At 72.9% G+C, this 16644-nt stretch carries 19 protein-coding genes and 1 pseudogene; 9 read left to right on the plus strand and 11 right to left on the minus strand.

What is annotated here, in order from left to right:
• Positions 1-3: 3 nt before the first annotated feature.
• Positions 4-1122 (plus strand): phosphoserine transaminase, encoded by a 1119-nt coding sequence (gene serC, locus ACIRD8_RS08985; RefSeq protein ID WP_403988220.1) that lies wholly within the window; start codon positions 4-6, stop codon positions 1120-1122.
• A 115-nt stretch (positions 1123-1237) separates the two neighbouring features.
• Here serC and ACIRD8_RS08990 read toward each other — a convergent pair whose 3' ends face one another.
• Entirely contained in the window at positions 1238-2248 is a 1011-nt protein-coding gene (locus tag ACIRD8_RS08990) for an NADP-dependent oxidoreductase (RefSeq protein ID WP_403988221.1), read from the minus strand.
• 111 nt (positions 2249-2359) lie between these two features.
• Between ACIRD8_RS08990 and ACIRD8_RS08995 the strand changes: the two genes are divergently transcribed.
• Positions 2360-2923, plus strand: a complete 564-nt coding sequence (locus ACIRD8_RS08995; RefSeq protein WP_403988223.1) for a TetR/AcrR family transcriptional regulator — start codon at positions 2360-2362, stop codon at positions 2921-2923.
• Positions 2924-2999: 76 nt separating this feature from the next.
• Here ACIRD8_RS08995 and ACIRD8_RS09000 read toward each other — a convergent pair whose 3' ends face one another.
• Both ACIRD8_RS09000 and ACIRD8_RS09005 read right to left on the minus strand, forming a co-directional pair.
• Complete coding sequence (locus ACIRD8_RS09000; RefSeq protein ID WP_403988225.1) at positions 3000-4751, minus strand: GAF domain-containing SpoIIE family protein phosphatase; 1752 nt, start codon at positions 4749-4751, stop codon at positions 3000-3002.
• Positions 4752-4840: 89 nt separating this feature from the next.
• Positions 4841-5338 carry a GNAT family N-acetyltransferase gene (locus ACIRD8_RS09005; protein WP_403988227.1) on the minus strand — a complete coding sequence of 166 codons (498 nt, stop codon included), beginning with the start codon at positions 5336-5338 and terminating at the stop codon, positions 4841-4843.
• An 85-nt stretch (positions 5339-5423) separates the two neighbouring features.
• On the opposite strand from ACIRD8_RS09005, the gene ACIRD8_RS09010 reads away from it, so the two are divergent.
• A complete protein-coding gene (locus ACIRD8_RS09010) occupies positions 5424-5825 on the plus strand; it encodes a PPOX class F420-dependent oxidoreductase (RefSeq protein WP_403988228.1) in 402 nt (133 codons plus the stop codon).
• Positions 5826-5860: 35 nt separating this feature from the next.
• Here the strand turns inward: ACIRD8_RS09010 and ACIRD8_RS09015 are convergent, their stop codons facing one another.
• Positions 5861-6844 (minus strand): WD40 repeat domain-containing protein, encoded by a 984-nt coding sequence (locus tag ACIRD8_RS09015; protein WP_403988230.1) that lies wholly within the window; start codon positions 6842-6844, stop codon positions 5861-5863.
• Between ACIRD8_RS09015 and ACIRD8_RS09020 the strand changes: the two genes are divergently transcribed.
• A complete protein-coding gene (locus ACIRD8_RS09020; protein WP_403988232.1) occupies positions 6843-7601 on the plus strand; it encodes a GDSL-type esterase/lipase family protein in 759 nt (252 codons plus the stop codon). The genes ACIRD8_RS09015 and ACIRD8_RS09020 overlap by 2 nt on opposite strands.
• A gap of 29 nt (positions 7602-7630) precedes the next feature.
• The gene (locus ACIRD8_RS09025; RefSeq protein WP_403988234.1) at positions 7631-8578 is read left to right on the plus strand and encodes an endonuclease/exonuclease/phosphatase family protein; all 948 of its coding nucleotides are present in this window, start codon (positions 7631-7633) and stop codon (positions 8576-8578) included.
• A 21-nt stretch (positions 8579-8599) separates the two neighbouring features.
• Here ACIRD8_RS09025 and ACIRD8_RS09030 read toward each other — a convergent pair whose 3' ends face one another.
• Positions 8600-9241 (minus strand): TetR/AcrR family transcriptional regulator, encoded by a 642-nt coding sequence (locus tag ACIRD8_RS09030; protein WP_403988236.1) that lies wholly within the window; start codon positions 9239-9241, stop codon positions 8600-8602.
• A 273-nt stretch (positions 9242-9514) separates the two neighbouring features.
• A pseudogene (locus tag ACIRD8_RS09035) lies at positions 9515-10051 on the minus strand (DUF4429 domain-containing protein); the annotation flags it as partial.
• A gap of 62 nt (positions 10052-10113) precedes the next feature.
• Between ACIRD8_RS09035 and ACIRD8_RS09040 the strand changes: the two are divergent.
• Positions 10114-10857: a class I SAM-dependent DNA methyltransferase gene (locus ACIRD8_RS09040; protein WP_403988238.1), complete on the plus strand. Its 744-nt coding sequence runs from the start codon at positions 10114-10116 to the stop codon at positions 10855-10857.
• A gap of 33 nt (positions 10858-10890) precedes the next feature.
• Here the strand turns inward: ACIRD8_RS09040 and ACIRD8_RS09045 are convergent, their stop codons facing one another.
• Both ACIRD8_RS09045 and ACIRD8_RS09050 read right to left on the minus strand, forming a co-directional pair.
• A complete protein-coding gene (locus tag ACIRD8_RS09045) occupies positions 10891-12231 on the minus strand; it encodes an FtsX-like permease family protein (RefSeq protein WP_403988240.1) in 1341 nt (446 codons plus the stop codon).
• Positions 12232-12234: 3 nt separating this feature from the next.
• Positions 12235-13035: an ABC transporter ATP-binding protein gene (locus tag ACIRD8_RS09050; protein WP_403988242.1), complete on the minus strand. Its 801-nt coding sequence runs from the start codon at positions 13033-13035 to the stop codon at positions 12235-12237.
• A gap of 200 nt (positions 13036-13235) precedes the next feature.
• Between ACIRD8_RS09050 and ACIRD8_RS09055 the strand changes: the two genes are divergently transcribed.
• The gene (locus ACIRD8_RS09055) at positions 13236-13514 is read left to right on the plus strand and encodes a metal-sensitive transcriptional regulator (RefSeq protein ID WP_403988243.1); all 279 of its coding nucleotides are present in this window, start codon (positions 13236-13238) and stop codon (positions 13512-13514) included.
• 83 nt (positions 13515-13597) lie between these two features.
• Here ACIRD8_RS09055 and ACIRD8_RS09060 read toward each other — a convergent pair whose 3' ends face one another.
• Both ACIRD8_RS09060 and ACIRD8_RS09065 read right to left on the minus strand, forming a co-directional pair.
• Positions 13598-14092 carry a hypothetical protein gene (locus ACIRD8_RS09060; protein ID WP_403988245.1) on the minus strand — a complete coding sequence of 165 codons (495 nt, stop codon included), beginning with the start codon at positions 14090-14092 and terminating at the stop codon, positions 13598-13600.
• Positions 14089-14493, minus strand: coding sequence for a winged helix-turn-helix transcriptional regulator (locus ACIRD8_RS09065; RefSeq protein WP_403988247.1), 405 nt, complete (start codon positions 14491-14493; stop codon positions 14089-14091). Before ACIRD8_RS09065 ends, ACIRD8_RS09060 begins: the two co-directional genes overlap by 4 nt.
• Before the next feature lie 144 nt (positions 14494-14637).
• On the opposite strand from ACIRD8_RS09065, the gene ACIRD8_RS09070 reads away from it, so the two are divergent.
• Positions 14638-15531 carry an NADP-dependent oxidoreductase gene (locus tag ACIRD8_RS09070; protein WP_403988249.1) on the plus strand — a complete coding sequence of 298 codons (894 nt, stop codon included), beginning with the start codon at positions 14638-14640 and terminating at the stop codon, positions 15529-15531.
• A gap of 112 nt (positions 15532-15643) precedes the next feature.
• Positions 15644-16225 carry a DUF7010 family protein gene (locus tag ACIRD8_RS09075; protein WP_403988251.1) on the plus strand — a complete coding sequence of 194 codons (582 nt, stop codon included), beginning with the start codon at positions 15644-15646 and terminating at the stop codon, positions 16223-16225.
• On the opposite strand, the gene ACIRD8_RS09080 is transcribed toward ACIRD8_RS09075, so the two are convergent.
• Complete coding sequence (locus ACIRD8_RS09080) at positions 16215-16583, minus strand: MerR family transcriptional regulator (RefSeq protein ID WP_403988253.1); 369 nt, start codon at positions 16581-16583, stop codon at positions 16215-16217. The genes ACIRD8_RS09075 and ACIRD8_RS09080 overlap by 11 nt on opposite strands.
• Between the last annotated feature and the right edge of the window lie 61 nt (positions 16584-16644).

Here is a 16644-nt window from a genome sequence, read left to right on the forward strand (position 1 = left end):
ATCGTGGCTGACATCCAGATTCCCGCAGACCTCAAGCCCGCCGACGGACGATTCGGCGCCGGGCCCTCCAAGGTGCGGACGGAGGCGGTCGACGCGCTGGCCGCGACCGGCACCTCCCTTCTCGGTACGTCCCACCGCCAGGCTCCCGTGAAGAACCTGGTCGGCGAGGTACGTGACGGCGTGCGCAGCCTCTTCTCCCTCCCCGAGGGCTACGAGGTCATCCTGGGCAACGGCGGGTCCACCGCCTTCTGGGACGTCGCGACGCACGGTCTGATCGAGTCGAAGTCCCAGCACCTGAACTTCGGCGAGTTCTCGTCGAAGTTCGCGAAGGCCGCCAAGCTCGCCCCGTGGCTGGCCGACCCGACGGTCATCGCCTCGGACCCGGGCACCCACCCGGACCCGAAGGCCGAGGCGGGGGTCGACGTCTACGCCTTCACCCACAACGAGACCTCCACCGGTGTCGCGGCCCCGGTCGCGCGGGTCGCGGGCGCCGACGAGGGCTCCCTCGTCCTGGTGGACGCCACCTCCGGCGCGGGCGGCCTGCCGGTCGACATCACCGAGACGGACGTCTACTACTTCGCCCCGCAGAAGTCCTTCGCCTCCGACGGCGGCCTGTGGATCGGCGTGTTCTCCCCGGCGGCCCTGGACCGCGCAGCGCGCATCCACGCCTCGGGCCGGCACATCCCGGAGTTCTTCTCGCTGCCCACGGCGATCGACAACTCCCTCAAGAACCAGACGTACAACACCCCGGCGCTGGCCACCCTCTTCCTGCTGAACGAGCAGCTGAAGTGGATGAACACCCAGGGCGGCCTGGAGTTCACGACCGGCCGCACGGCCGCGTCCTCGCAGCACCTGTACGGCTGGGCCGAGGAGTCCAAGCACGCCACCCCGTTCGTGACCGACCCGGCGAAGCGCTCGCAGGTCATCGGCACGATCGACTTCGAGGACGGCATCGACGCGGCGGCCGTCGCCAAGGTGCTCCGCGCCAACGGCATCGTCGACACGGAGCCGTACCGCAAGCTGGGCCGCAACCAGCTGCGCGTGGCGATGTTCCCGGCGATCGACCCGGCGGACGTCCAGGCGCTCACCGCCTGCATCGACTACGTGATCGACAAGCTCTGACGGTCACCCCGTCCGGAACGGCCCCGCACACCTCGGTGTGCGGGGCCGTTCTGCGCCTGGCCCCTGTCGTCCCGTCCGTCGCTGGGGCCCTTCGTTCCGGGAGCCGGGAGGGGTCTCAGGCGGCCGTGAGCACGATCTTGCCCCGGATGTGTCCCCCGGCGGCCCGCTCGTGCGCGGCCCGGGCGTCCGCGAGCGGGAACGTGCTGTCGATCGCGACGCGGACCGCGCCCGTGTCGAGCAGCCGCCCCAGCTCGGCGAGCTGAGCGCCGTTCGAGCGGACCTGGGTGCCCGTGACCGTGACGCCCAGCTTCGCTGTCTCCTCCTCGTCGAACTCGCCGAAGAAGACGGGGAACAGGGAGCCGCCGCGCTTGAGCGTGCGCAGGAAACGGCTGCTGCGGGGGCCGCCGACGGCGTCGAGGACGAGGTCGGCGCCGTGCACGAGCTCCTCGGGACGGCTCGTGGTGTAGTCGATGAACTCGTCGGCGCCGAGGTCCCGCAGGAACTCTTCGTGCCCGCCCGACGCCACCGCGACGACCCGTGCGCCCTTCCATTTCGCCAGCTGTACGGCGAAGTGCCCCACGCCGCCCGCGGCGCCGTTGACGAGCACGGTCGTGCCGGGGCCGAGGGGCACCGGGCGGTGCCGCGCCGCCTGGAAGGGCGAGGGGTGGTCGTGCCCGAGCTCGATCAGGAACTGCCACGCCGTCAGCCCGGCCATCGGCGCCCCCGCGGCGTGCACATGATCGATCCCGGCCGGCTTGTGCGCGAGGTCCGACGCGCGCGCGGCCACGTACTCGGCGTATGCGGCGCCCTCGAAGCTCGGGAACCGCAGGAGCCCGAAGACCTCGTCGCCGACGGCGAACCCGTCCACGTCCGGGGCGACGGCCTCGACCACGCCCGACACGTCCGTCCCCGGGATCACGGGCAGGCTGAACTTCGGCCTGGTCTCCGGGGGCAGATTGGTCATCCCGTCGCGCAGGTACCAGTCGGGGGGATTGACACCGACCGCGTGCACCCGGACGAGCACCTCGCCCGGCCCCGGCTCGGGAATCGGCACCTCGTCCTGACGTAGGACGTCGGGGCCGCCGTGCTCATGCAGCCGGACCGCCATCATCGTGTCTGTCGGCATCGTTCTCTCCTGCCCGCACTGCGGGATAGACTCATCCGGATCAGCGATCCACATAAACGAACCACTGATCCGAATATACGGATCACTGATCCAGATAGTCAAGGGGAAGAGATGCGCGCCGACGCCAGGAAGAACCGCGACCACCTGCTCGCCGTGGCGGGCACCGCACTCGCCGAGCAGGGCGTAGAGGTGTCGCTGCGCGACATCGCACGCCGGGCCGAGGTCGGACTCGCGACGCTGCTGCGTCACTTCCCGACGCGCGAGGCGCTGCTCGACGCCCTGCTCCGTACGAGCTTCGACGAGATGACGGCCCGGGCAGCCGCACTGGAGACGTCGGACGCGCCCGCCGAGGCCCTGGTGTCGTGGCTGCGGGACTGCGTCGCGTGGACGACGGAGTACCGGGGCGTGACCGTGCTGATGGCGGCCGCCATCGACGACACCGAGTCCGCGCTGCACGCGTCGTGCGTCGCCCTGCGCGCGGCCGGTGCACGGCTCCTGGCCCGCGCCCAGGAGGCGGGCACGGCGCGGACCGACGTCGACGGCGCCGATGTGTTCGCGCTGGTGGCGGCGCTGGCCTGGCTCGGCGACCAGCCGGCGCTCGCGCCCCGCGCGGACCACCTCTTCGACGTCGTCGCGAGCGCGCTCCTGACCGGCAAGGCAGGCGGCGACGCCTAGGCGGCTTCCGGGCGGTTCCGCGGTCGGTCCCGCTGTCGGTGCCGGCTGCTGGCTTCCCCGGCGGGTCGGCCGGCGCCTACCCCGCCTCCTGAGGCCCGGGTCCGCCACTGACGCGGACGACGAGCACGGCCACGTCGTCCCGTTGCGGGGCGTCCGCCAGTCCGTGGGCGAGCGCCTCCAGGAGCTGCGGCAGGGGCTGGTCGCCGTGTGCCGACAGGATGGACGCCGTCTGCCCGATGCTCGCGTCGATGTCGTTGTCGCGGCGTTCGACGAGCCCGTCGGTGTACAACAGGAGCACGCTGCCCAGGGGGAGTTCGTGCTCGTGGTCGTGCCGGTCGAGCCCGCCGGCGGCGCCGAGGAGGAGCAGGTCGTGCGCGTCCAGCGCCGAGACGCGGCCGTCGGGCGTGCGCAGCAGTGGCGGTGGGTGTCCGGCGTTGGACCAGGTCAGACGCCACCGGTCGCCGTCCGGGTCGAGGCGGGCGTGGACGGCGGTGGCGCCCGGGCCGAGGGGCAGCACGTCGAGGGCACTGTCGACCGCGTCCAGCGCACCGGCGGGTGAGTGCGCGGGATGGCCGAGGGTGGCCTGGCGGAGCATGCTGCGGACCTGGCCCATCACGGCCGCGGCCTGCACGTCGTGGCCGATGATGTCGCCGATCGACAGCATCAGGGCGCGCTTCCCGGCGGCCGGGAGCCGCGGCAGGAGGTAGGCGTCGTACCAGTCGCCGCCCACCATGTCCTGGTCGGTGGCCGGCAGGTAGAGGGCGGACATGTCCAGGCCGGGCACGGTGGGGAGATCGGTCAGCATCGCCGCCTGGAGCTGTTCGGCGGTGCTGAGCCGGGTCTCGACGAAGAGGGTGCGGTCCACGGCCTGGCTGACGTACCCGGCGACGGCGGTGAGGGCCGCCTCCTCCGTCACGGCCAGGACATGGGGGTCGGGCCAGCACCACATCAGTGCGCCACGGCCGCGGGGCAGCGGAACGCACAGCACGGAACGGAGCCCCAGCGCGTCGTACCCGGCCACGGCCTCGGGGCTGAAGTCGGCCACGAGCGCGTCGCGGTCCGGGACGAAGACGGTGCGCTGTTCACGGACGGCCTGGGTGCTGGGGAAGCCGGCGTCCAGGTCCAGGCGCGCGATGGCGGCCTCCACCGGCCGTACGTCGTCCGGGTCGATCACCCGCCAGAGGCCCTGGCCGTCCGCCAGCAGCAGCCCCACGAAGGACGGCTCGGTGGGGCCGTCGAACATGCGGCGCAGGCGCCGGGTGAGGTCGGCGAGGTCATGGGAGTGGCCCAGCTCCACGGAGGCGCGCAGCAGCAGTTCGGCGTGGTCGCGGTCCTCCCGGATCCGCTCGGTGGCGATCCTCAGCTGCAGCTCCACCGAGCAGGCGGCGGTGAGGTCCCCGAGGTCCTGCAGCTCCTCCGCGGTCCACTTCCGGGGCTCGTGGTCGATGGCGCAGAGCGATCCCAGGACGTGTCCGTCGGCATCGGTGAGCGGCATTCCGGCGTACCCGATGACCTGGAGGTCGGGGATGGCCAGGCTGGCGCAGGTGCGCGGGTGCACCCGGGTGTCCTCCAGGACCAGCGGCCGGCGTTCGATGACGACGTGCTGGCAGAACGAGTGGCTCAGCGGGGTCTCGCGCCGTGCCGCCCAGGGCTCGGCGAGTCCGACCATGCCGGGGAAGACCTGCCGGTCGGTCTCCAGCAGCGAGACCAGCGAGACGGGCACGCTGAGGAACCGGGCGACCAGCCGCGCGAACCGGTCCATGCCCGGGTCGGCCGCCGCTGTGAGCCCCGCGAGCCGCAGGGCGTCCAGCCTCCCCAGATCGCCCACCCAGGGCCTCCGTCGGTCGCTCGGCAGGAGCCGCGGTGTCCACACACCACGCCTTACGACCGTATAAGACAATTCACGCCATGTCGTGATCAGAGACGGTCCCGCCGCCATCGCATCTCGCCGTCCTGCCACTCGTCCACCGGAAGCAGTCCCGCGGCCGAGGCCACGGCGGCGGACGCGGCGTGGTCCGGGTGGACATGGGCGACGACGGTACGGACGGGGCCCGCATCCAGCAGGTGCCCGACCAGGCCGGCCGCCGCCTCCTTGGCGTATCCCCGGCCCTGCCAACGGGTCCCGACCACCCAGGCCACCTCGGCCCGCTCCCCGCGCACGGTGGCCTGGACGTATCCGGCCAGGCAGCCGTCGGTACGCACCCGGAGCACCCAGTTCCACCAGAGTTCGGCGGGGTCGGGCGAACCGGCGCTCCAGCGCGCGTACCGGGCCCGCAGGGTGTCCGCGTCCTCCGGCGCACCGCCGGTCCAGGTGTGCAGCGCGGGGTCGAGGAGGACCGCGGCCATCTCGTCCGCGTGGGCGACGTCGAGCGGGAGCGCGTCGAGACGGAGGGTGGAGAAGGGCTCGGCCGGCATGGGGCGGAGCCTACGCGGGCCGGACGGCACCGCACGGACTCGGCCCGAGGTCCGTTTCACCCCCTTTTCGTGCACCATGGGATACATGGAGACGATCCGTGAGCTGGAGCCCTATGTGAAGCAGTACGCCGTCCTGCTCAGCAGCCGCAGGCCGGACGGATCATCGGCCCACACCCCCGTGAGCATCGCGGTCGAGGGCGATCACGCCTACATCCGTACGTTCTCCTCGGCCTGGAAGGTCGACCGGATGCGCAACCACCCGGTGGTGGAGATCGCGCCGTGCACCGTGCGGGGCGCGCCGACGGGACCGCCGATGAAGGCGTGGGCGCGGCTCCTCCAGCAGGACTCGAAGGAGAACACGCACGCCGCCCGGACGCTCTCCCGGAAGTACCCGGCGCTCCACGGGGTGGCCGTCCCCCTCGTCCACCGGCTGAAGCGGGACCGCACGCTCCACTACGAACTGCGGCCGATCACCGACGACATCTGAGCGGCTCGCGCCGTCCCGGCCGGGGGCGGCACGCGCTACCCGCGGCGGCGCTTGGCGGCGATCAGGGCCACCACGATGACGACGACGGCCACGGCGCCGCCCGTCGCGGTGCCCTTCGACGGAACGCCGTCGTCCCCGTCGTCCCCGGACGTCGTCCCGCCGCCCCCGCCGCTCGGGGAGGGCGCCTTGCTGCCGCCGCCCTCCACCTCCACGCGCGCCACTTCGCTGTTCTTCCCCTCGGAGCCGAACATCATCGCCGAGCCGTCCGCCGTGTACGTCACCGACTCGGACTGCCCCTGGAGCGGCGCGCTCACCGCATGGTCCTCACCGAGCCGGCCGTTCTCGAAGGCGTAGCGCCGGGCACTGAAGTACGAGCGCAGCACCAGCTCCTTGCCGTCCGGCGAGAACGCCCCGTCGGTCACCCACGGCACCTCGCCCACGCGCCGGAACACATTGGACCCGCCGGCGGTCAGCTTCTCCGGGCCCTCGTAGAGCCCGCCGCCGCCCTCCCGCTTCGAGGCGATGTACACCCGGCCCGTCGTGGGGTGGACCATCATCGCCTCGGCGTTGCGCGCCCCGTCCGCGTACGTCACGTCGAACTGTGTGGCCTGGACGGTGGCGTCGGCGAGCCGCTTCGGCTCGGGGAAGCGGTAGATCCAGACGTGGTCCCAGGTGCCGTCGAGGTTGTCGCCGATGTCACCGACGTAGAGGTTCCCGTCGGGCCCGAGCGAGATCGCCTCCACGTCGCGGGGCTCCCCCACGCCCTTCATGGTGATCGTCGCCACGGTCTTCCCGGTCCGGGAGTCGACGGCGTAGACGTACGGCCCGTCGTCGCTGTCGTTGTGCGTCCAGTACACCCCCGGGTGGAGCCGGCTGGCGGCGAGACCGCTGGACTCGGTGATCCGGGGGTCCTCGATCGTGAAGGTCCGGTCCGCCCCGTCCCCGTCGTCCGCGACGGCGGGCACCGTCCCCGTCAGGAACAGGAGGGCGGCAGCGGCGGCGGTCAGCAGCGATCTCATGGCACAAGTGTCCACTGTCACGTCGCAGGCCGGAGCAGTGATCAGCCATGATGTCGCCATGCGTTTTCTCTTCGTCGGCGACAGCATGACCGTGGGCAAGGCCGGCGACTTCACCTGGCGCTACCGGATGTGGCAGCACCTCGAAGCGACCCTGGGCGACGGCGGGTACGCGATCACGGGCCCGCGTACCGAGCTGTACGACACCGAGGCGAACGCCCCGCTCTCCCACACGTACGGCGACGCGGCCTTCCCCGCGCCCGCCCGCCGGCACCTGGCCGGCTGGGGCGAGGGCTGGCTCCACATGGCCCCCGTCATCGCGGACACGGTCACGGCGACCCGCGCCGACGTCCTGCTGGTCTCGCTCGGGCTGATAGACCTCGGCTTCTACACGGACAGCACGCAGACGGCCGCGAACGCCCGGGAGTTCATCACCGCGGCGCGCACCGCGAACCCCCGGATCAGGCTGGTGCTGCTCCCGGTCATACCGAACATCCGGGCGGAGTCCGACGCCCCCTTCGCCGCCGAGTGCGACCGCTTCAACACACTGCTCGCCAAGGCCGTCGCCGATCTGGACACCCCCGCCTCCCCGGTCCTGCTGGCCTCGCACCCCACGGGTTACGACATCCACACGGACACCTACGACGGCACCCACCCCGGCCCCACCGGCGAACACAAACTGGCCGGGGCGTTCGCCGACGCGATGCACCAGGCGTGGGGCGTGGGCGGCCCGTACGCGGGAGCCCTGGCAGCGGCCTGATCCTGACCATCCACGGCGGAAGGGACCCTGTGACGAGGGAACGGGCCGGCCGACGCCGGCAGCGGGGCCGCGTGACCGCACTGCTCGGCCTCCTGGCGGGCGTCCTGCTGCTCTTCCCCGGCCTGGTCCCCAACGCCCCGGGCCGGGTGGGCAGTCTGCTGGAGACCTTCCTCCCCTGGCTCGGCCTGGCCGTCCCCGTACTGCTGGTCCCGGCGCTCCTGCGCCGCTCGCTCCTGGCGACGGCCGCGCTGCTGCTGCCCGCCGTCGCCTGGGCCGCCCTCTTCGGGGGCCTGCTGTTCACCGGGGACCGGGCACCGGACACCACCTTCACCGTGGTCCAGCACAACATCAGCGATGTGAACCCCGAACCGGCCGCCACCGCACGGGCGTTGGCTGCCACCGGCGCCGACCTCATCGCCCTGGAGGAGCTGACGGCCCCCGCCCTGCCGGCCTTCGAGTCGGCGCTGGCCGCGGACTATCCCCACCACGCGACGCGGGGCACGGTCGGCCTCTGGTCGAAGTACCCCCTCACCGGCGTACGGCTGGTGGACATCAGGCCGAAGGACGTCGGGGAGGGCTGGGACCGGGGGCTGCGGGCGACCGCCCGTACCCCTGAGGGCGATGTCGCCGTGTACGTCGCCCACCTGCCCTCGGTGCGGATCGGCCCGGCGACCGGGCTGGCCTCGGGGCGGCGGGACGAGAGCGCCGCTCTCCTGGGCAAGGCCCTCGCCGCCGAGCCCCTGGACCGGGTGATCCTCCTCGGGGACCTCAACAGCACGCTGGACGACCGCGGCCTGGAACCGGTCAGTTCGCTGATGGACGCCCCGGGCCCCGGATTCGCCTTCAGCTGGCCCGCGAAGCTCCCGGTGGCCCGGATCGACCAGGTCCTCACCCGGTCCGCGACGGTCACCCGCGTCCGGTCGCTGCCCGCCACCGGGAGCGACCACCTGCCCATAGCGGCGGACATCAGGTTCTAGGCAGGGGTGCCGGGGCGGGAATCAGCCCGCCATCTCCACCCCGAGCATGGCGAGCCCCAGCTTCGTCAGCTCCTCCGACACCTCGTCGGGCCTGGCCCTGCGCGGGCGGCGGGCGTGGTGCGCCATGAGCTCGTGGACCGTACCCACCATCACCATCACCACCACCCGGTGGTCCCGCTCCTCCACCTCGCCGCGCACCGCCGCCCGTTCGGCCTCGCCGGTCAGGAAGTCGGTCCACAGGTCGCGCCACCGCTTGCAGTGCGCGTCCACCGCCGGGCTCACGCCCAGCACCTCGACGAACGTCACGCGCGCCTCGCGCAGGTCCCGGGTCACCGCCGACACGTACGCGTCGAAGAGCCTCCGGAAGCGCTGCTCCAGCGGGCAGTCGTCCATCCCCTCGGAGAGCAGGGCCACTTCGGAGGCCCGCAGTCCGGCCGTCGTGATCTGGTTGTGCAGGACCATCAACAGGCCTTCCCGGGAGCCGAATTCCTCCCGGAACACGTCCTCCGGCACTCCGGCCGTCGTACACAGGGCGTACTCCGACGTCTGCGCGTAGCCGTACACCCCGAACAGCTCCAGGCCGGCGTCGAGGAGCTGCCCACGGGCCCGCGTACGCGCACCGTCGACCGCACCGGTCACTTGGTCCACCGGGACATCCACCACGGGTCCTCCTTGGTCTGCCGCATATCCGGTGCCCGGCGAACACCATCGAGCGGTTCGCGAGGGCCGGAGAGGGCGCGGGCGCCTCTGGGTGGCGCGTGCGCCATTGTCCCGTTACGTCCCGCCGCACACGTCCCGCGCCGCGCCGCCGCGCCCACAGTCCGCCAGGACCGGTGAGCGCTCGTACGGGTGTGCTGGAGGCGCACACCGCCGACGGTGCCCCCTCCTCGGTCCGGCAGCAGGCCGACCACTCCGGTCAGTTACGGCGCACCCGGGTCAGAGCCGCTTCAGCACGGCCTGTTTGGCGGTGGTGAACTCCTCGTCGGTGAGGATGCCGGCCCCGTGCAGTTCCCCCAGCTCGCGGAGCCGCCGCAGCAGGACGTCGTGGTCGTCGGCAGGCGCGGCGGACGGCGCGGGCCCGGGCCCCGGGGCGGCTTCCAGCGCGGCGGGCTCGGCGGACGCCGGCATCCGTACGAGGACGGCGGCGGCGACCAGCACCGCCGTGTACTCCCGCTTCGACAGCCCCCACAGCTCCAGGGAGTACGGGTCGAATTTGGCCGGGGAGGCCGAGACTGCACCTCCCCGGTCAAAACGCAGCGAGCCGTTCTCCAGCCCGATCGCGGGCATCCAGCGGACCCCGGTCACCTCCGCCAGCGGCAGGGTGACCGCGCCGCCCGCGGTCTTCGACTCCTCGGCCTTCCAGTTCCAGGTGAGGCGGACCGTCGCCCCGTCGAAGGACGCCGTGCCGTCCCCGCCGCCGCCCGACACCGGCACCGAGGGCCCGGGGAGCAGGACGGTGCTAGGTGAGCCGTCCCGCCTGCACCGGCGCGAAAACCCCGGGCGCGGCCGGGCCGTTCGGCAGTACGGTCCTGCCCATGAGTGACCAGGACGGCTACTTCGGAAAGCATGTCGCGGCGAGGTACGACGCGTCGTCGGGCGAGATGTTCGAACCGGCGGTGGTGGACCCGGCCGTCGGCTTCCTGGCCGGCCTGGCGGGCGACGGCCGCGCCCTGGAACTGGGCATCGGTACGGGCCGCATCGCGCTCCCCCTCGCCGCGCGCGGGGTACCGGTCCACGGGATCGACCTCTCGCGGGCGATGGTGGACCGGCTGCGGGCCAAACCGGGCGGGGGCGCCGAGGACATCGGCGTGAGCATCGGGGACTTCGCCACGACGCGGGTCGACGGTGCGTTCTCCCTGGCCTACCTGGTCTTCAACACCATCATGAACCTGACGACGCAGGACGCCCAGGTGGACTGCTTCCGCAACGTCGCCGGACATCTCTCCCCCGGCGGCTGCTTCGTCGTCGAGGTGGCAGTGCCCGAGCTGCGCAAGCTTCCGGCCGGGCAGAGCCTCGTACCGTTCGAGGCGACCGCGACGCGCTGGGCGTTCGACGCGTACGACGTCGCCACGCAGGCCATGAGCTCGAACTACATCGAGGTCGAGGACGGCCGTGGCTCGTTCCGGTCGATCCCCTTCCGGTACGTGTGGCCGGCCGAACTCGACCTGATGGCCCGGCTCGCGGGCCTGCGGCTGCGGGAGCGGTGGGAGGACTGGGACCGGTCACCGTTCACGAACGAGAGCGGGCGCCACGTCTCGGTCTGGGAGAAGCCTGTGTGACGGCCCCCGCGCACCCACGGGGGCCCGCCACCGTCACGCCGCCACGGTGACCGCGTCGATGGCCGGCGTGGTGAGCGTTCTGCGCGCGGTCCCGAGGCTCGTACCCAGGGTGACTGCCGTGGCGACGGCCATGACGGCCAGCCAGGTGCCGGGGCCCTGGTCCGGCAGGACCTGGTCGGTGCGGACCATCGTGAAGGGGATGATGCCCGCGATCCCCGCGACCGTGCCCAGGGTCAGGCCGGTCAGCGTGAGGATCACCGCCTCCCGGCCGACCACGCCCAGGACCTGGCCCGGTGTCGCCCCGGCCAGGCGCTGCTGGCCGAACTCGCGGCGGCGGTACGTCGTCGCCGCGTAGAGGCTGTTGACGAGCATGATGCAGGAGAAGACGACGATGATGCCGACGACGACCAGGTTGAGGGTCTCCAGGTTCTTGTCCTCGACGGTCCTGTCCAGCCCGGACCTGGTCACCCAGTCGCTCTCGACGCCCTGGATGTAGAGGGTCGCGGTGGCCATGCCGGTGAAGATGATCATCGGCATGAGCACGCCGGCCAGCTCCGCACGGCGGCGGCGCAGATTGCGGGCGCTCAGGTAGCCGCCCGCGCCGCCCACCGCCGCGAGCGGACCCCGCAGCAGTCCCAGGATCCTGCCGAGCAGGGCCGGGGCCAGGACGGCGAAGCCGACCGAGAGCAGGATCGCCCCGTAGGCGGGGAACGCCATCAGCATCTCCTCGGCCGGGTCCACGGCGTACGTCGTCAGGACTCCCCCGGCGCCGGCCACCAGGGCGGCGCAGCCCGCCAGGGTGCGGCCCCGGCCCCGGGCCGGGCCACGTGCTCCGGCGGCGGCCCTGGTGGCGCGGCGTACGGCGAGGAACGCGGCGCCGACGGAGGCGAGGAGCGCGACGCCGAAGCCCGAGCCGAGGGCCATCGCACCGAAGGCGGGGTCGACGCCCGCGGCGACCTGGCCGCTGTCCTTGAACAGGTCGAGCAGCAGCCGGCCGCCGAGCACGGCGGGCCCGACGGCGAGCGCCGCGCCGGCCAGTGCCACGACGGCGGCCTCACCGACGACCATCCGCGTGACCTGGGCGGGGGTGGCTCCGGTGCGGCGCAGCAGCTGGATCTCCTCGGCGCGCTGGCGTACGCCGACGGTGAGGGTGGAGGCGATGGCGAAGAAGACGAGGAGGGAGCCGTATCCGCCGACGACGCTCGCGGAAATCGTCATCGACTCCGCACTGACCTTGTCGACGCCGGGTGCCGCCGCCGTGTCGTGCAGGGAGCCGAACGTCATGATGATCACGGCGCCGAGGAACGCCGAGAGCAGGGTCGCGAGGAAGCGCCCCGGGCGCTTACGGATCGAGCGCACGGCCAGGAACAGCATCTCTCACACCTCCATCAAGGGGCCGTTGTCCGCGCGCCGTTCGGCCGCCCGGTCCCCGAGGTGGGTCATGCGTTCGGCGACGGCCTCGGCGGTGGGGGCGGGGAGGTGTCCTGCCAGCCGCCCGTCGGCGAGGAAGAGCACCGAGTCGGCGTAGGAGGCGGCCACCGGGTCGTGGGTGACGAGCACGACGGTGCTGCCGTGCAGACGGACGGTCTCCTTCAGCAGGCCCAGCACCTCGCGTGCGCTGCGGGTGTCCAGGGCACCGGTCGGCTCGTCGGCGAAGATCACGCCGGGCCGGGTGACCAGGGCGCGGGCGATCGCGACCCGCTGGCGCTGCCCGCCGGACAGCTCGTCGGGGAGATGGCCGAGACGCTCACCGAGACCCACCTGGGTGAGGACCGCGCGGATGCTCCCGCGGTCCGCCTTCCGGCCGGCGAGGCGGAGCGGCAGCGCGGTGTTCTCCTCGACGGTCAGGGTGGGCAGCAGGTTGTACTGCTGGAAGACGAAGCCGATCCGGTCCCGCCGGAACTTCGTGAGGGCCGCCTCGCCGCCGCTCATCTCCTCGCCGTCCACGACGACCTGCCCCCGGTCCGGGCGGTCCAGGCCCGCCGCACACTGGAGGAGCGTGGACTTCCCGGAACCGGAGGGGCCCATGACGGCGGTGAAGCTGCCCCTCGGCAGGCTCAGGGTCACCCCGTCCAGGGCGGTCACCGCGCCGTCCCCGGTCCCGTACACCTTGCTCACCGAGACCAGACGCAGGGCCTCCGCGGCCCGGCTCCCCGGCTTCCGCTTGCGATCGAACATGGCCATCCCCCATCACCCGCTGCTCGTCGGGCGCACTCCGCGCCCCGTCGACGACGCTACGGACGGGAGCGGGCGGACACATTGGGCGTACGCCCCCGAGTGCGGGGTGGCGCTGGGTGCACCCAGGGCGGATGAAGGCCCCCGGTACGATACCCCCCTGGGTATATACGTACGGGTATGCCCCGAACGCGGGAGGAACCATGCAACTCGACATGGCGGCCGACGAGCTGAAGTCCGTCCTCAACCGGCTGCGCCGGGCCCAGGGCCAGATCGCCGGTGTCATCAGGATGATCGAGGAGGGCAGGGACTGCGAGGAGGTCGTGACACAGCTGGCCGCCGCGTCGCGGGCCCTGGACCGGGCGGGGTTCTCCGTCATCGCCACGGGGCTCGAACAGTGTCTGGCCGACGAGGGTCGGACGCCTGCCGACAAGGACCGGATGCGCGCCCGCCTGGAGAAGATGTTCCTCTCGCTGGCGTGAGCGCTTGCGTGAGCGCTTGCGCGAGGCACCGGAGCGCCCACCGGGCTGCTGCCGCGTGCGCCGCGCCCGGGTCAGCGCCTGTGTCAGCGCTCGGGGAACGGCTCCCCGCACGCGCTGCAGAACCTCGGCGCCCGGTCCGCCGACAGCCGCCCGCACTCCGGGCACACCAGGTCGAGCATGCAGGGCGCCTCGCCGCCCTCGTACGCGGGAGTGCGCACCGCCGGCGTGATCGCGAGGCCGGGGCGGCGGCGGTGCACCGTGAGGTACGTCAGCCCGTCGGGCCCCGCCTCCAGCGCCCGCCGCGAGGTCCGGGGCAGCCAGGTGACCGTCGTCGGGGCGAGGTCCAGGGTGTCGCCGCCGGCCGTACGCAGGCTGCCGCCGCCCGCGAGGACGACGAGCAGCACGTCCAGGACGTCCTCCTGGTGCTCACCCACCCCGGCGCCCGGCGGGAGGCGGACGAGGTTGGCGTCCAACTCCCGTCCCTGCTCGGCGAGGTGCCAGAGGGCGCCGCGCTCGCCGGGGGCGGCGGAGGCGAGCAGCTCGTCCAGCACGGCGAGCACCTGCGGGGTGGCGCTCATGCCGCGGCCTCCTGGTCGTAGCGCTCGCGGGCCTCGTGGACCTGGTCGAAGTGGGTCTCCGCCCAGTTCTTCATGGCGAACAGGAGGCCGCTGAGGCTGTGCCCGAGCTCCGTCAGCTCGTAGTCCACACGGACCGGCACCGACGGCGTCACGGTGCGCGTGACGAGCCCGTCCCGCTCCAGGGAGCGCAGCGACTGGGTCAGCATCTTCTGGCTCACCCCCGCGATCCTGCGCCCGAGGTCGCTGTAGCGCATGGGGCCTTCGCGCAAGGCGCTGACGATCAGGCTGACCCACTTGTCGCCGAGGCGGCCGAGCAGCTGGTTCGTCGGGCACTCCCTCAGGAACGCGTCGTACGCGGTTCGGGCTTCCTCGCGGCGCTGCGCCGCGGTGCGGGTCGCCATGGCCTGTCCGCCTCCGGTCCTACCTGTGGGTGGCCTACGCACCTCGGAGTACGTACTTACCGAAAGAGAGTAACTCTTCCTAGGTTTGTGGGGCGGGAGAAACCCGCGGCGTTCGCCAGGATCAGGATTACGGGAGTCATCGATATGCGTGCAGTGGTGGTCAAGTCGTTCGGCGGTCCCGGGACGGTGGAGCTCGTGGAGACCGCGGTACCCGAGCCCCGTCCGGGCCAGGTGCGGATCAAGGTGGCGGCGGCAGCCGTCAATCCCGTGGACGCGGCGTACCGCGCGGGCTTCCTCGTCCCGCTGCCCGAGGGCGGGGTGCTCGGCCTCGGCTGGGACGTCGCGGGCACCGTGGACGCGGTGGGCGCGGGCGCGCCGTTCGCCGTCGGGGCCGAGGTGGTCGCCCTGGCGTACGGGCCGGCTCCGGTCAAGGCCCAGGCGGAGTACGTGGTGGTGGACGGTTCGGCGGTCGCGTCCGCGCCCGCCTCGGTGGACGCGGTCCACGCGGCGACCGTGCCGCTGAACACCCTGACCGCCGCGCAGGCGCTCGACCTGCTGGACCTGGCCCCCGGCGCCACGCTGCTGGTCACGGGTGCGGCGGGCGCGGTCGGCGGGTACGCGGTGCAGCTCGCCCACCGGGCCGGGATCACCGTCGCCGGGGTGGCCGGTGCGGCCGACGAGGAGCTGGTCCGGTCCTTCGGCGCGGACCGTTTCGTGGAACGGGGCGCGGTGCAGGGCCCGTTCGACGCGGTGCTGGACGCGGCCGTACTGGGTGCGGACGCGCTGGCGTACGTGCGGGACGGCGGGGACTACGTGGGCGTCATCCCGAACGCGGGCCCGCCGAGCGTGCGCGACATCCGGGTCCAGGTGGTCGAGGTGGCCGCCGACGGCACCAGGCTCGCCGAGCTGGTGAAGCTGGTCGACCAGGGCGCCCTGACGCCCCGGGTGGCCCGCACCTACCCGCTGGAGGGCGCAGCCGACGCACACGCCCGCCTCGCGGAGGGCGGCGTACGGGGACGACTGGTCCTGGTGCCGTGAAACGGGCAGGTCAGGGCGGGGAGAGCCGGACGGAAGGCCTCCACAAGTGGAGGCCTTCCCGGTCCGGTCCGAAACCGCCGACCGGGCCCAACACCCGCTGTACTCTCGCCGGATGATCCAGCCGACGCCCTCGCCCCCCACGGCCACGGACGCCGAGTGCGTCGCGCTCACCCGGTCCCTGCGCCGCCGGGGCACCGTCGTCCTGTCGGTGTTCGCCCTCGTCTGGGCCTTCGCCGGGGCGTCCGGGCTGGCGTCCTCGGGGGCCGCCCTGGCCGTCGAGATCATCGCCGTACCGGTCACGGTGGCGGCGCTCCTCCTCGCCTACCGCAAGGGCGCGGCCCCTTCGCCCCGCCTGGTCGACCTGCCCGCGAACTGGGCGCGGTCGGTCGGCATCGTCAACGCCGTCGAACTCGCGGCGATCTTCGCGGTGATCGCGGCGTCCAACGCCTCGGGCCACCCCGCGTTCATCCCGCCGGCCATCGCGCTGGTGGTCGGCCTGCACTTCTTCCCGCTGGCGCGCTTCTACGACCAGTGGCAGTACAAGGGGACGGCCGTGCTGCTCTGCGCCGCCGCGGTCCTCGGTCTCGTGCTCATCGCGGCCGGTCTGTCCGACGGGAGCGTGCGCGCCGTGGTGGGCCTGGCCTCCGCGGTGACGCTGTGGGCGTCGGCGTACCACGTGGCCGTCAAGGGCTGACGGCCCCGGCGCCCCGGAGCGGGCACCCGGTCCCGACGCGGGCGACGAGTTCGGCGCGCAGGGAGGCGAGTTCGGCCGTACGCGCGTCGATCACCCGGATCTTCTCCGTCAGCAGCACGGACAGGGCCTCGGCCTGGTCGGGCGCGTCCCGCAGCTCGTCGCCGTGGCGGGCGATCTCCGCCAGGGAGAAACCGAGCGTCTGCGCGGTGCGGACGTAGAGCAGCCAGGCCACCGTCTCCGGCGGGAAGTCGCGGTAGCCGCTGGGCAGTCGGGCGCCGGTGACGAGCCCGTTCCTCTCGTAGAACCGGATGGCGTCCCTCGACAGGCCTGTCCGCGCGGCCAGTTCACCGATCAGCATGGCGCTCCCCCTCGGATGCCGGGCTTGACCTTGGACCGTACTCCACTGTTTAGCGTCGGGC

This window comes from Streptomyces sp. NPDC102451, from assembly GCF_044765485.1.
In the GTDB taxonomy this organism is placed as follows: Bacteria; Actinomycetota; Actinomycetes; order Streptomycetales; family Streptomycetaceae; genus Streptomyces.

What these genes read in the sequence shown, in the direction of transcription:
- ACIRD8_RS08990 (WP_403988221.1), bottom strand. Translation starts at nt 2,248, where the DNA reads ATGCCGACAGACACGATGATGGCGGTCCGGCTGCATGAGCACGGCGGC.
- ACIRD8_RS08995 (WP_403988223.1), top strand. Translation starts at nt 2,360, where the DNA reads ATGCGCGCCGACGCCAGGAAGAACCGCGACCACCTGCTCGCCGTGGCG.
- ACIRD8_RS09005 (WP_403988227.1), bottom strand. Translation starts at nt 5,338, where the DNA reads ATGCCGGCCGAGCCCTTCTCCACCCTCCGTCTCGACGCGCTCCCGCTC.
- ACIRD8_RS09010 (WP_403988228.1), top strand. Translation starts at nt 5,424, where the DNA reads ATGGAGACGATCCGTGAGCTGGAGCCCTATGTGAAGCAGTACGCCGTC.
- ACIRD8_RS09020 (WP_403988232.1), top strand. Translation starts at nt 6,843, where the DNA reads ATGGCACAAGTGTCCACTGTCACGTCGCAGGCCGGAGCAGTGATCAGC.
- ACIRD8_RS09015 (WP_403988230.1), bottom strand. Translation starts at nt 6,844, where the DNA reads ATGAGATCGCTGCTGACCGCCGCCGCTGCCGCCCTCCTGTTCCTGACG.
- ACIRD8_RS09040 (WP_403988238.1), top strand. Translation starts at nt 10,114, where the DNA reads ATGAGTGACCAGGACGGCTACTTCGGAAAGCATGTCGCGGCGAGGTAC.
- ACIRD8_RS09045 (WP_403988240.1), bottom strand. Translation starts at nt 12,231, where the DNA reads ATGCTGTTCCTGGCCGTGCGCTCGATCCGTAAGCGCCCGGGGCGCTTC.
- ACIRD8_RS09050 (WP_403988242.1), bottom strand. Translation starts at nt 13,035, where the DNA reads ATGTTCGATCGCAAGCGGAAGCCGGGGAGCCGGGCCGCGGAGGCCCTG.
- ACIRD8_RS09055 (WP_403988243.1), top strand. Translation starts at nt 13,236, where the DNA reads ATGCAACTCGACATGGCGGCCGACGAGCTGAAGTCCGTCCTCAACCGG.
- ACIRD8_RS09060 (WP_403988245.1), bottom strand. Translation starts at nt 14,092, where the DNA reads ATGAGCGCCACCCCGCAGGTGCTCGCCGTGCTGGACGAGCTGCTCGCC.
- ACIRD8_RS09065 (WP_403988247.1), bottom strand. Translation starts at nt 14,493, where the DNA reads ATGGCGACCCGCACCGCGGCGCAGCGCCGCGAGGAAGCCCGAACCGCG.
- ACIRD8_RS09070 (WP_403988249.1), top strand. Translation starts at nt 14,638, where the DNA reads ATGCGTGCAGTGGTGGTCAAGTCGTTCGGCGGTCCCGGGACGGTGGAG.
- ACIRD8_RS09075 (WP_403988251.1), top strand. Translation starts at nt 15,644, where the DNA reads ATGATCCAGCCGACGCCCTCGCCCCCCACGGCCACGGACGCCGAGTGC.
- ACIRD8_RS09080 (WP_403988253.1), bottom strand. Translation starts at nt 16,583, where the DNA reads ATGCTGATCGGTGAACTGGCCGCGCGGACAGGCCTGTCGAGGGACGCC.